The sequence below is a fragment of the Streptomyces sp. NPDC034084 genome (genome assembly GCF_055575535.1).
Genome location: NZ_JBVISK010000006.1, coordinates 48,208 through 60,338 on the forward strand (window position 1 = coordinate 48,208; position 12,131 = coordinate 60,338).

Annotated in this window: 13 protein-coding genes; 5 read left to right on the top strand and 8 right to left on the bottom strand. The window is 73.1% G+C overall.

From position 1 onward, the window contains the following. Positions 1-4 precede the first annotated feature (4 nt). Positions 5-628 (top strand): TetR/AcrR family transcriptional regulator, encoded by a 624-nt coding sequence (locus tag ACZ51I_RS21895; RefSeq protein WP_468878374.1) that lies wholly within the window; start codon positions 5-7, stop codon positions 626-628. Positions 629-716: 88 nt separating this feature from the next. After that, positions 717-2,696 carry a HelD family protein gene (locus tag ACZ51I_RS21900; RefSeq protein ID WP_468878377.1) on the top strand — a complete coding sequence of 660 codons (1,980 nt, stop codon included), beginning with the start codon at positions 717-719 and terminating at the stop codon, positions 2,694-2,696. Between the two features lie 52 nt (positions 2,697-2,748). On the opposite strand, the gene ACZ51I_RS21905 is transcribed toward ACZ51I_RS21900, so the two are convergent. The 5 genes from ACZ51I_RS21905 to ACZ51I_RS21925 form a co-directional block, all read right to left on the bottom strand. Then, positions 2,749-4,182 carry an MFS transporter gene (locus ACZ51I_RS21905; protein WP_468878379.1) on the bottom strand — a complete coding sequence of 478 codons (1,434 nt, stop codon included), beginning with the start codon at positions 4,180-4,182 and terminating at the stop codon, positions 2,749-2,751. 88 nt (positions 4,183-4,270) lie between these two features. Next, positions 4,271-4,756 (bottom strand): MarR family winged helix-turn-helix transcriptional regulator, encoded by a 486-nt coding sequence (locus ACZ51I_RS21910; RefSeq protein WP_468878381.1) that lies wholly within the window; start codon positions 4,754-4,756, stop codon positions 4,271-4,273. Positions 4,757-4,862: 106 nt separating this feature from the next. Further along, the gene (locus ACZ51I_RS21915; RefSeq protein WP_468878383.1) at positions 4,863-5,441 is read right to left on the bottom strand and encodes a DinB family protein; all 579 of its coding nucleotides are present in this window, start codon (positions 5,439-5,441) and stop codon (positions 4,863-4,865) included. A gap of 63 nt (positions 5,442-5,504) precedes the next feature. Beyond that, positions 5,505-5,924, bottom strand: coding sequence for a VOC family protein (locus ACZ51I_RS21920; RefSeq protein ID WP_468878386.1), 420 nt, complete (start codon positions 5,922-5,924; stop codon positions 5,505-5,507). Between the two features lie 10 nt (positions 5,925-5,934). Beyond that, the gene (locus ACZ51I_RS21925) at positions 5,935-6,396 is read right to left on the bottom strand and encodes a helix-turn-helix transcriptional regulator (protein ID WP_468878389.1); all 462 of its coding nucleotides are present in this window, start codon (positions 6,394-6,396) and stop codon (positions 5,935-5,937) included. 223 nt (positions 6,397-6,619) lie between these two features. Here ACZ51I_RS21925 and ACZ51I_RS21930 point away from each other — a divergent pair, with 223 nt between their 5' ends. From ACZ51I_RS21930 to ACZ51I_RS21940, 3 genes are all read left to right on the top strand, one after another. After that, positions 6,620-7,054, top strand: a complete 435-nt coding sequence (locus tag ACZ51I_RS21930; RefSeq protein WP_468878392.1) for a helix-turn-helix domain-containing protein — start codon at positions 6,620-6,622, stop codon at positions 7,052-7,054. A 37-nt stretch (positions 7,055-7,091) separates the two neighbouring features. After that, positions 7,092-7,670 (top strand): hypothetical protein, encoded by a 579-nt coding sequence (locus tag ACZ51I_RS21935; RefSeq protein ID WP_468878395.1) that lies wholly within the window; start codon positions 7,092-7,094, stop codon positions 7,668-7,670. An 86-nt stretch (positions 7,671-7,756) separates the two neighbouring features. After that, entirely contained in the window at positions 7,757-8,104 is a 348-nt protein-coding gene (locus ACZ51I_RS21940) for a DUF2516 family protein (RefSeq protein WP_468878397.1), read from the top strand. Between the two features lie 205 nt (positions 8,105-8,309). On the opposite strand, the gene ACZ51I_RS21945 is transcribed toward ACZ51I_RS21940, so the two are convergent. The 3 genes from ACZ51I_RS21945 to ACZ51I_RS21955 form a co-directional block, all read right to left on the bottom strand. Further along, positions 8,310-9,611 carry a PP2C family protein-serine/threonine phosphatase gene (locus ACZ51I_RS21945; RefSeq protein WP_468878399.1) on the bottom strand — a complete coding sequence of 434 codons (1,302 nt, stop codon included), beginning with the start codon at positions 9,609-9,611 and terminating at the stop codon, positions 8,310-8,312. A 270-nt stretch (positions 9,612-9,881) separates the two neighbouring features. Beyond that, entirely contained in the window at positions 9,882-10,931 is a 1,050-nt protein-coding gene (locus ACZ51I_RS21950; RefSeq protein WP_468878402.1) for a C40 family peptidase, read from the bottom strand. A gap of 219 nt (positions 10,932-11,150) precedes the next feature. Next, a complete protein-coding gene (locus tag ACZ51I_RS21955; RefSeq protein WP_468878405.1) occupies positions 11,151-11,945 on the bottom strand; it encodes a class I SAM-dependent methyltransferase in 795 nt (264 codons plus the stop codon). Positions 11,946-12,131 lie beyond the last annotated feature (186 nt).

Below are 12,131 nucleotides of genomic sequence, written 5' to 3' on the forward strand. Positions count from 1 at the left end.
TCGTGTGAAGCCGGAGTACCCGACGGGGCTGCGTGAGCGGAAGAAGGAGCGGACCCGGCAGGCTCTGTCGGACGCCGCCATCGCGCTCTTCATGGAGAAGGGGTACGACGGGGTCTCCGTCGCGGAGGTGGCCGCCGCCGCCGAGGTCTCCAAACCGACCCTCTTCCGGTACTTCCCCGCCAAGGAGGACCTGGTCCTCCACCGGTTCGCCGACCACGAGGGCGAGCCCGCGCGGGTGGTGGAGACGGGGCGGACCCACGGCACGGCGCCGCTCGACGCGCTGTACCAGCACCTCCTCGACGGGCTTGAGCGGCGCGATCCGGTCACCGGGCTCTGCGACGTTCCGGCGGTCCTGGCGTACCACCGGCTCCTGTACGGGACGCCGGCCCTGCTCGCCGCGATCCACGGCTACCAGCAGCGGTCGGAGGAGGTCCTCGCGCGGGCGCTCGGCGGTGATCCGCTGACGGCGCGGCTCGCGGCCGGGCAGATCGTGGCCGTGCTGAGGATCCTGGCGAACGAGAACGTGGCGCGGCTCGCGGCGGGTGAGACGGTCGCGGACGTGGAGCCGGACGCGGTGGCGGCGGCGGGGGAGGCGTTCCGGTCGCTGAGGCGGGGGCTGCCGTACTGACGGGCAGCCGTACCGATGCCGCCCGGACGGCTTCTTGTGGCCGAGTAAGAAATGTAACCCAGTAACGTTTTCGGCTACGCTTGCCGGAATGACGTCACTGGACCTCGAGCTCGCCCGCGAACGCTCCCACCACGACGCCTGCCGCGCCGCCCTGATCCGGATGACCGAGGACGTGTCCGGGCAGGTCGTCATCGGTGAGGACGTCGCCGCCTCCGGCGCCGACGCCGAAGCGCTCGGCCGCCACCTGCGCAGCCGCGCCAAGGAGATGCGCGAACAGCCGCCCGGGCCGCTGTTCTTCGGCCGCCTCGACCGCGAGGACGGCCAGATCCACCACATCGGCCGCCGCCGGATCGCCGAGCACCCGGCCGCGCCGCCGCTCGTCGTCGACTGGCGCGCGCCCGTCTCCCGCGCCTACTACCAGGCCGGCGCGCACGACCCGCAGGGCGTCCTCCGCCGCCGCCGCTTCGGCTGGGCCCCCCACAGCGAGGGCGCGACCGAGGACCTGACCGCCCTGGAGGACGAACACCTCGCGGACGGCGGGACGGGGACCCTGAGCGCCCTCGTCACCGGGGAGATCGAGCGCCCCCGGGTGGGCCCCATGCGGGACATCGCCGCCACCATCCAGCCCGAGCAGGACGATCTCGTACGCTCCGGGCCGGCCGCCTCCCTGTGCGTGCAGGGCGCCCCCGGCACCGGCAAGACGGCGGTGGGCCTGCACCGGGCCGCGTACCTCCTCTACACGCATCCGCAGCGGATCCGCCGCTCCGGGCTGCTCGTCCTAGGCCCCCACCGGGCCTTCCTCTCGTACATCGGCGAAGTGCTGCCCTCGCTCGGCGAGACCGGGATCCGGCAGGCCACCCTCGACGAGGAGATCGCCCGCCACCCGGTCCGGGCCGAGGACGGCGAGGCGGCGGCCCGGGTCAAGCACGACGCCCGGATGGCGCAGGTGCTGCACCGCGCGCTGTACGGCAGGGTCGACCCCGACCCGGCGGAGGACCTGACCGTCCGCGACGGCTCGTACCACTGGCGGCTTCCGGCCGCCCGGCTCGCGGAGATCGTCGCGGCGGTACGGGAGGAGGCGCCGCCCTACGCGACCGGCCGTGAGCGGGTCCGCGCCCGGGTCCTCCGGGCCCTCCAGCTCCGGGCCGAACGTCGCTCGGGGCCCCTGGGCGCGGCCTGGGCGCGGCGGATCGAGCGGGCGCGGGCGGTGACGGCGTTCCTGGACGCGTGCTGGCCGAAGACCACCCCGGAGGAGGTCCTCGCGGAGGTCCTGACGGACCCGGCGGACTCCGCGCTCACGGAGGCCGAGCGTGCGGCGATCCGCTGGGCGCGGCCGCCGCGCTCGTACCGCTCCGCGCGCTGGACCGCCGCCGACCTCGTGCTCCTCGACGAGCTGGCGGGTTTGATCGAACGCCCCGAGAGCTACGGGCACGTCGTCGTCGACGAGGCTCAGGACCTCTCGCCGATGCAGTGCCGGGCCATCGCCCGCCGCACCGCGTTCGGTTCGCTCACCGTGCTCGGCGACCTCGCCCAGGGCACCACCCCGTGGGCCGCCCGCGACTGGCACGAGCAGCTGGCCCACCTGGGCAAGGCCGGGACGCCCGTCGTGCCGCTCACCCTCGGCTACCGCGTGCCGGCGGCGATCGTCGACCTCGCCAACCGGCTGCTGCCGGAGCTCGGTGCCGACGTGCCCGCCGGGCGTTCGGTGCGCGGGGACGGCGAGGTGACGGTCCACCGGACGACGGACCTGGCCGCCGGGGTCCGCGGGGCGGTGCGGGCCGCGCTCGGAGCGGAGGGCTCGGTGGGGGTGATCACGGCCGACGGGCTCGTCGAGACGGTGACCGAAGCGGTGGCGGGGTGCGGGGAACGGGTGACCGTTCTGCCCGCGTCCGTCGTCAAGGGCCTGGAGTTCGACCACGTCGTGGTCGTCGAGCCGGCCGCGATCCTGGCGGCCGAGGCGCGCGGCGCGAACCGGCTGTACGTGGTGCTGACCCGGGCGGTGTCGCGCCTCGCGCTGGTGCACCAGGAGGAGCTGCCGGAGTTCCTCGATCCGCGTACGGGGCGGTGAGTTCGGCGGCAGGGGCGGAGGAGGGGCGGGGCGGTGACGAGTCGGCCGGCTCTCATGCCGCCATGGTCATCTGCCGGGACTTCGCGGCGGCGGTGGGGCGCAGGACGGTGAAGGCGAGGGCGAAGGCGAGGAGGAGGAGACCGGTGCCGACGCCGAAGGCGAGGTGGTATCCGCCGGTCAGCGCCTCGGGTCCGGCCTTTCCGGCCGCCGTGAGGGACTCGGTGCGGGTGGCGGCCAGGGTGGAGAGGACCGCGACGCCGATCGCCATGCCGATCTGCTGGGTGGTGTTGAAGAGCCCGGAGGCCAGGCCCGCGTCCGCCTCCTCCGCGCCGGACATGGCGAGCCCGGTGAGGGCGGGGAGCGCGAGGCCGAAGCCGGCGGCGAGCAGCATCACGGGCAGCAGGTCGACGGCGTACGAGGCGTGGACGGGGACGCGGGTCAGCAGGCCGAGGACGCCGACGAGCAGCACGAGGCCGGTGAGCAGGACGTTCCGCTCGCCGAAGCGGGCGATGAGGGGGGCCGAGACGCCGAGGGAGACGGCGCCGATGACGAGGGCCGCGGGCAGCATCGCGAGACCGGTCTCGGCGGCTCCGTACCCGAGGACCTTCTGCAGGTAGAGGGCGACGAGGACCTGGAAGGAGAAGAGCGCGGCGACCATCACCATCTGCACGGCGTTGGCGCCGGCGACGCTGCGGGAGCGGAGGATCCGCAGCGGCATGAGGGGGTTCGCCGCCTTCGCCTGGCGGAGCAGGAAGCCGGCCAGGAGGGCGACGCCGAGGGCCCCGAAGCCCAGGGTGTGCGCCGAAGTGGCCCCGTACTCCTCGATCTTGACGACCGCGTAGATCCCGGCCATGAGGCCGGAGGCCACGAGCAGCGCGCCGGTGACGTCGGCGCCGGCCTTGAGGCCCAGGGCGCGGTCGGCGGGGAGGGCGCGGAGGGCGACGAGGAGGGTGGCGACGCCGATGGGCAGGTTGATGAAGAAGATCCAGTTCCAGGCGAGGGCGTCGGTGAGGACACCGCCGAGGACCTGGCCGAGGGAGGCGCCGGCGGCGCCGGTGAAGCTGAACACGGCGATGGCGCGGGCGCGTTCGCGGGGTTCGGTGAAGAGGGTGACGAGGATGCCGAGGCCGACGGCGGAGGACATCGCGCTGCCGACGCCCTGGAGGAAGCGGGCGGCGATGAGGAGGGCGGGGGAGGCCGCGACGCCGGCGAGGAGGGAGGCGGCGGTGAAGATCGCGGTGCCCGCGAGGAACATCCGCTTGCGGCCGATGAGGTCGCCGACCCGGCCGGCGAGGAGGAGGAGCGAGCCGAACGCGATCAGGTAGGCGTTGACGACCCAGCTGAGGCTGACGGGGGTGAAGCCGAGGTCGCCCTGGATGGCGGGCATCGCGACGGTGACGATGCTGCCGTCGAGGACGGTCATCAGCATGCCGGTGGCGAGGACGCCGAGGGCGAGGCGGGGGCGGAGGGGTGTGCTGGCAGGCATGGGGATCTCTCCTGTTCGACGGAGCCGACAGGAAAGACGTTAGCAGAAGGTTTTGTTGCAGACTATTTTTTACGGGAGCGGTTTGCGTTCAGGCTCGCTGGCGGGCCCTCCGGGCGGGCCTGGGGCTCTCGACGGGGGTCGCCAGGTGGCCGGTGACCAGCCGGTTCATGGCGCGCAGCAGGGCCTCGCGCTCGTCGTCCGGGAGGGAGGCGAGGGTGCTCTCGTGGACCCGGTCGACGATCTGCTGGCTCTGCCGCGCGACCTCGGCCCCCGCCTCGGTCACGGCGATGATCCGCGCCCGCCGGTCGGTGGTGGACGGCCTGCGCTCGGCGAGCCCGGCCTTCTCCAGGGCGTCGACGGTCACGACCATCGTGGTCTTGTCCATGTCCCCGATCTCCGCGAGCTGCGCCTGCGTCCGCTCCTCCTCCAGCGCGTGCACCAGTACGCAGTGCATCCGCGCGGTGAGCCCGATCTCGTCGAGCGCGGCCGCCATGCGCGTCCGCAGGACGTGACTGGTGTGGTCGAGGAGGTAGGAGAGGTCGGGTTCGGTGCGGGTGGGGGCCATGGAAGTCATACGCCCCAGCGTAACGAGAACCGATCCGTGACGGATGGTCGCGAAGCGGACGAGTCCTGTGGGGGTTCGGCTGGGCGAGGGGCCCGCCACGGACACCACCCCCGCCCTACAGCCCCCGCGCCCCGTCGATCCGCTCGCGCAGCAGATCCGCGTGGCCGTTGTGCCGCGCGTACTCCTCGATCAGATGGACGAGCACCCAGCGCAGGGAGACCGTCCCGCGCCACGCGTCATGGCCCGAGACGTCGAGGTTCGGGGCCTCGCGCGTGAAGCGGTCGGAGAATTCCACCGCCGCCCGCCAGGCCTCCCAGGCCTCCTCGACGGCCGCCGGGGCGGGCGTGACGCCGTCGAAGTCCCCGTCCGGGTCCTCCGGGGAGGAGAAGAGGGGGCGCGTGCCGCCCTGACCGGCGAGGATCTCCCGGAACCAGTGGCGCTCGACGTCGGCCATGTGCCGGACGAGGCCCAGCAGGGAAAGGGTCGAGGGTTCCACTGCCCTGAGGGCCAACTCCTCGCCCAGGCCGGCGCACTTCAGCGCCAGCGTCGCCCGCTGGTCCGCGAGGAAGCCCGCGAGCATCGGAAGCTCGTCCCCCGTCGCGGGCCCGGTGAAGCGCCCCGGCCCGGGGAGCGCGGCGTCGTCGAGGACGTCCGCGCGCCGCCGGGGGCTTTCCCGGACGTGCTCCACCGTCATGCCGTACCTCCCCGTCGGACCTCCGCCCCATGCTGGCACGGCGGCGCGTCCGCCCGGGGGTGTTCAGGCCTTGCGGGGCTGGGCGAAGCGGATCATGTTGCCGGCCGGGTCGCGGAAGGCGCAGTCGCGGACGCCGTAGTGCTGGTCGACCGGCTCCTGGAGCACCTCGGCGCCGGACGCCCGGACGCGTTCGAAGGTGGCGTCGACGTCGTCCGTGGCGAAGATCGCGGCCCGCAGCAGGCCCTTGGCGAGGAGGTCCCGGACCGCGTCCCGGTCGGCCTCCGAGGCGCTGGGGTCGGGGAGCGGGGTCTCGAGCACGACGGAGACGTCCGGCTGCGCCGGCGACCCCATGGTCACCCAGCGCATGCCCTCGTAGCCGACGTCGTTGCGGACTTCCAGGCCGAGAGCGTCGCGGTAGAAGTCGAGCGCCTTGTCGGCGTCGTCGACGGTGATGAAGGTCTGTGAGAGCTTGATGTCGTCCATGCCGTCGACGCTACGGCGAGGCGGTCGTTCCCGCTTCTCCGTTCCTGATCGCTTCGGTACGGAGGGCGGGCGGGGGTCCGCCGTTCTTCACGGGCCGGGTGAGCACCTTGGCGACGCACGCCGGCATCGCGGCGCCCTCGTCGTGAGCGCGGGCCCGGTAGGCGCTCGGTGTCTCGCCGACCAGCTCGGTGAAGCGCGAGCTGAAGGACCCGAGCGATGTGCACCCCACCTCGAAGCAGACGTCGGTCACGCTCAGGTCCCCCCGCCGCAGCAACGCCTTCGCCCGCTCGACGCGGCGGGTCATCAGGTAGCTGTAGGGCGTCTCGCCGAACGCGGCGCGGAAGCTGCGGGCGAAGTGCCCCGTCGACATCAGGGCGACCCTGGCCAGGGCCGGCACGTCGAGCGGCGAGGCGTAGTCACGGTCCATCGTGTCCCGCGCGCGGCGCAGTCGTTTCAGGTCCTCCAGGTCCACGCTCCTCAGCATGTCACGGCGTGCCGGACCCGGGACCTCACGCGGACAGGCCCGAGCACCTGCCGATCTCCCGGGCGGTTCCGGTCGACTCGGAGGGCAACGGGTGCTGCCTCCTCGCACCTCGCTGACCTTGAGCGACGACTCCGGCCTCCAGGGCGACCGGCGCGACACACTTGCAAGCTCGGTGCTTGCAATAGTTAGCGATGGCTGGCATGGTCGGAGCATGGCATCGCTCAACGTCGGCAATCTCGGTGAGTACCTCCGCGAACAGCGGCGGACCGCGCAGCTCTCCCTGCGGCAGCTCGCCGACGCCGCCGGTGTGTCGAATCCGTACCTCAGCCAGATCGAGCGCGGGCTGCGGAAGCCCAGCGCCGAGGTCCTGCAGCAGGTCGCGAAGGCGCTGCGGATCTCCGCCGAGACGCTCTACGTACGGGCCGGGATCCTCGACGAGAAGGAGCGGGACGAGCTGGAGACGCGCGCCGTCATACTGGCCGATCCCTCGATCAACGAGCGGCAGAAGCAGGTGCTGCTCCAGATCTACGACTCCTTCCGCAAGGAGAACGCCGCCGACTCCGCCGCGGCCGGCGCAGACGCCGCACTGCCCGACGCCGGTCTGCCAGACGCGGCACCGCCGGATGCCGCACCGCCTTCGAGCTAGTCCGAGCCAGTACGCCACCACCGGGAGGACCACCAGCATGGCCATCATCGACGAACTGCGTACCCCTCTCTACTTCGCCGCCGGCACCGCCGACATCGCCGTCCAGCAGGCCAAGAAGGTTCCCGGCCTGATCGAGCAGATCGCCGCCGAGGCGCCCGCGCGCATCGACGCCGTACGGAAGACCGACCCGAAGGCCGTGCAGGAGAAGGTGACCGCGCAGGCCAAGGAGGCCCAGGCCACCGTCCAGTCGAAGTTCGCCCAGGTCGTCGGCGGCATCGACACCGACCTCAAGAAGCTCGGCGAGACCGCCCAGGACCTGGCCCTGCGCGGGGTCGGCGTCGCCGCCGAGTACGCCGTCAAGGCCCGCGAGAAGTACGAGGAGGTCGCCGCCCACGGCGAGGAGGCCGTCCGGGCCTGGCGTGGCGGAGTCGCCGACGAGATCACCGAGATCGCCATCGTCGTCGAGCCGGAGCCGGCGCCCCATCCGGACGCGCAGGCCGAGACCCCGGTGGCCGAGGCCGAGAGTGCCGAGGTGAACGGGAGCGCGTCCGCGCGGAAGACCTCCGCCCGCAAGACCCCCGCCAAGAAGACGCCCGCCGCCGCCGAGAAGGAGTAGGCCGGGCACCAATCCGGGTACCCGGTGCGTTGTACCGGGTACCTTGACCGCGAGGCGCTCTCTCTACCCCCTAGGCGGTGCTCAGCATGTTGCGCGAGGGATTCGACTCCCTTCTCTTCCTGGTGACGTTCCTTGTCTTCACCGGCGTCGCCGTCGCCGCGCTCGTCTTCGCCGCCATGGCGCGCGAGGACGCCTACCGCGCCGCCGACAAGCAGACGAAGAAGTTCTGGCTGATCATCCTGGGTATCAACCTCGCCCTGGACCTGCTGCTGCCGATACTGTTCCTGCAGATCGCCGGTCTGATCGCCGCCATCGTCTTCATGGTGGACGTCCGCCCCGCGCTCGCGCAGGTCTCCGGCGGAGGCCGGGGCGGCCGCCGTGGCGGCGGCTCCAGCAGCGACGGACCGTACGGCCCCTACAACGGCGGCCGCTAGGGCGTGTTTCGAAAGTCCCGTCTGCGCGGCGGCGCCTGGCACGCACGCTCGCCGCGTTGTCGGGATCGCCCTCGTACGCCCAGTACGAGGGCGACCCTCCGCCTTGCGATCGCACGCACCAGACACCGCCGCGCCCGCCCTCCGGGCGGACGACGCTACTTTCGAAACACGCCCTAGGTATGTGAAACGGCGCAGGGCCCGGGGCTCACCCCCGGGTCCTGTCCCTTTCCAGGGCCAGGACGGCCACGTCGTCCGTCAGCTCCCCGCCGTTCAGGGAGCGGACCTCCGTCACGGCCGCCTCCAGGAGCTCCTCGCCCCGCAGGCCCGAGGCCAGCTGGCGGTTGATCATCTCCACCATTCCGTCCTGGCCGAGCCGCGGCGAGCCGGGGCCCGCCGAGCGGCCCTCGATGAGCCCGTCCGTGTACATGAGCAGGCTCCACGCCCCGCCCAGCTCCACCTGCCGGCGCGGCCAGCGGGCGCGCGGCAGCAGTCCGAGGGCAGGGCCGCCGTCCTCGTACGGCAGGAGGCGTGCCGCCCGCCCCTGCCGGGCGATCAGCGGCGAGGGGTGCCCGGCCAGGCAGAGCCCCGCCCGGCGCCCGTCCGGCGCGATGTCGACGGTGCAGAGGGTCGCGAAGATCTCCTCGCTCTCCCGCTCGTGCTCCAGGACCTGCTGCATCGTCGAGAGCAACTCGTCCCCGCAGAGGCCCGCGAAGGTCAGGGCCCGCCAGGCGATCCGCAGTTCGACCCCGAGCGCGGCCTCGTCGGGGCCGTGTCCGCAGACGTCGCCGATCATGGCGTGGACGGTCCCGTCCGGGGTGCGGACGGTGTCGTAGAAGTCGCCGCCGAGCAGCGCGCGGGACCGGCCGGGCCGGTAGTGGGCGGCGAACCGCAGGTCGGAGCCCTCCAGGAGCGGCGTCGGCAGCAGGCCGCGCTCGAGCCGGGCGTTCTCCTGGGCGCGCAGCCGGGACTCGGCGAGTTTGACCTGGACGGCGTCGGCCCGCTTGCGTTCGACGGCGTAGCGGATGGCCCGGCTGAGCAGCCGCCCGTCGAGCTCCTCGCGGAAGAGGTGGTCCTGGGCCCCGACCCGTACCGCCTCGGCCGCCAGCTCGGCGTCGGCCGAGGCCGCGAGCGCGAGGACGGCGTGGCGCGGGGCGAGGCGCAGGATGTGCCGCAGCGGGGCGAGCGGGTCGTCGCCGGCGGCGGACCGGGGGTCCGGCAGGGAGAGGTCGACGAGCACGCAGTGGACGTCGTCGGTCAGGAGCCGCTCGGCCTCGGTGAGGTTACGCGCCGTACGGATGCGGACCCGGGTGCCGGAGGCGTCCGCCGCGTCGAGCAGTCGGGGTACGGCGAGGGCACCCGCCGGGTCGTCCTCGACGACCAGGAGAGTGAGATCGGTGCGGTCGGTGCCTGTGACTGTGCCTGTCATGGGAGTGGCGTCCATTGGGGTGGCCTCGCCGGGTCCCGCAGCGGCAGAGACGTTTCTCTGACGCGGTACGGATACGGGCATCGGTCCGGGTGTCCTTCCCTCCCCCGAGGGTGCGCAGGGCGCCGGGTGGCGTCCCGCCCGTCCCGGACCATAGCGGTAGGGCGGTGCGCAGCGGAATGGTGATCAGCCTGTGAGAGCGCGCGTCGGACTTGGCATATGCCGCGGAAAGGGAGGTACTTGCCCGCCGTACGGTCCGCGCGGGGGCCCTGAGCCCATGAGAAACGTCACGCCCCCGGGGGTGGGGAAGGTGGCTCGTGTCACGAAGAGCGGCGGGTCACGCCGCCGCTCGCCTCACGAAGGCCGGACCACTCCCAGGATCTCCATCGAGCCCGCGCCCGCCAGCGTCACGTTCCGGCCGGGGCGCGGCGCGTGCACGATCATCCCGTTCCCGACGTACATCCCGATGTGGCTCGCGTCCTTGAAGTAGACGATCAGGTCGCCCGGCCGCATGTCCTCGATCCTCACGTGCGGCAGGAGCCGCCACTGCTCCTGCGAGGTGCGCGGGATGCCCCGCCCCGCCGCGCCCCAGGCGCGCTGGGTCAGCCCGGAGCAGTCGTACGAGAGCGGGCCCTCGGCGCCCCAGACGTACGGCTTGCCGACCTGGGCCGTCGCGAACTCGACCGCCTTCCTGCCCTCCTCGGTCGCGCCCTCCTTCCGGCCGTCGAGGACGCCGGTGCCGAGCCAGGTCGTCTGGGCCCGGTTCTGGGCCTGCTCCTCCAGGCGCCGCAGCCGCTCGCGCTCCTCGGCGGCGAGCTCGGACTCCAGCTTCTCGGCGGCGGCGATCCGTTCGTTGATCTCCTTCTTCGCCTTCGCCTGGCGGACGCGGTGGGCCTCCAGCTTGGTCCAGTTGGCGCTGGCGTCCTTGGCGTACGTGTCCAACTCGGCCTGGGTGCGGGTCATCTCGCCGAGGAGATCGGTGGTGGCCTTGGCGCCGGCCTTGAGCCGTCCGGCGGTGTCGAGGAAGAGCTGCGGGTCGTTGGTGAGCACCAGCTGGGCGCCGTCCGGAAGCCCGCCGTTGCGGTACTGGGCGCGGGCGGCGGCGCCGGCCTTGGCCTTGAGGCCCTCGATCTTCTCGCGGCCCTCCACGATCATCCGGGCGAGCCGGACGATCTCGGCGGACTGCTCCTTCGTCTTCTCCTCGGCGAGGTTGTACGCGTCGGTGGCGACGGCGGCCTTCCGGTACAGGTCGTCGATCTCCCGGCGGACCTCTTCCAGGCTCTTCTTCGGCGGCGGAGGCGGGAGCGGCGCGGCGGCGGCCTGGAGGGTCAGCGCGGGCGAGGCCAGCACGGTCAGAGCGCAGATCACGGTGATCGCGGCGGTGGCGTGGCGGCGTCGGTTCACGAGCTCCCCCTCGAGTGACCCAAATCTGATTTACCGTCAGTAACTTGGTGGTGACCTGGCGATAGTGCCATGCGAAACCGCAAAACGACAGGGGGAACCGGGGCCTGTCGGGCCGCTTCCCCCCAGAGGGGACGAGTGATGTGCGTGCGGCGTTCCCCGCGTACGGGAAAATCAGGGGGAGTTAAGGGAAGGGAGAGGGAGGCCGCTGCCGACGGGCCGTCACCCCCGCGGCGCCAGCGCCTCCCAGCGGACCGTCACCTCGCCCTGGCGCCACCGGCGCGGGCCGTCGGTCAGGGGCCAGTCCGCCGCCAGGTCGCGCACGGAGCGGATCCACCGCTGGCGCGCGCCGAGGGAGGCGTACGGGGCGGCCGCAGCCCACGCCCGGTCGAAGTCCCGCAGGAAGGCGTGCACCGGCTCGCCCGGCACGTTCCGGTGGATCAGCGCCTTCGGCAGCCGTTCCGCGAGGTCCGAGGGCCTGTCGAGCGAGCCGAGGCGGGTCGCGAAGGTCACCGTGCGCGGCCCGTCCGCGTCGAGCGCCACCCACACGTGCCGGCGCCCGATCTCGTCACAGGTCCCCTCCACGAGCAGCCCGCCGGGCGCGAGCCGCCCGCAGAGCCTCGCCCAGACGGCCGCGACCTGGTCCTCGTCGTACTGGCGCAGCACGTTCGCCGCCCGGATGAGGGCGACCCGGCCGGGCACCGGCACCTCGAATCCGCCGTGCAGGAAGGAGAGGCCCTCCCGCTCGTACGGCTTCGCGGCCTCGACCCTGGCCGGTTCGATCTCGATGCCGTAGAGCCGGGTGCGGGGATCGGCGGTCCGCAGCCGGGCCAGGAGCTCCACGGCGGTCCAGGGGGCGGCCCCGTATCCGAGGTCCACGGCGAGCGGCGGCTCGGGGGAGCGGCGCAGGGCGGGGCCGTGGACGGCGGCGATCCAGCGGTCCATGCGGCGCAGCCGGTTCGGGTTGGTGGTCCCGCGGGTCGGTGTGCCGACGGGGCGGGTGGTGCGCGGGGCCATGCCACAGAGCGTAAGGGGTGCGGGGGCGGCCCCGGGGCGGCCCGGGGCCCGGCAACGAATTGGCAAAGCACCCCCGGCACGGAAATGAAAGGGACCATTCCGGCGTTGTCGCGCCTGGAGGTCGTCCCGCGCCCTCCAGCCGTCATGCCCGACCGGCGGCTGTCGCGCCCGACCGGCAGCCGTCAT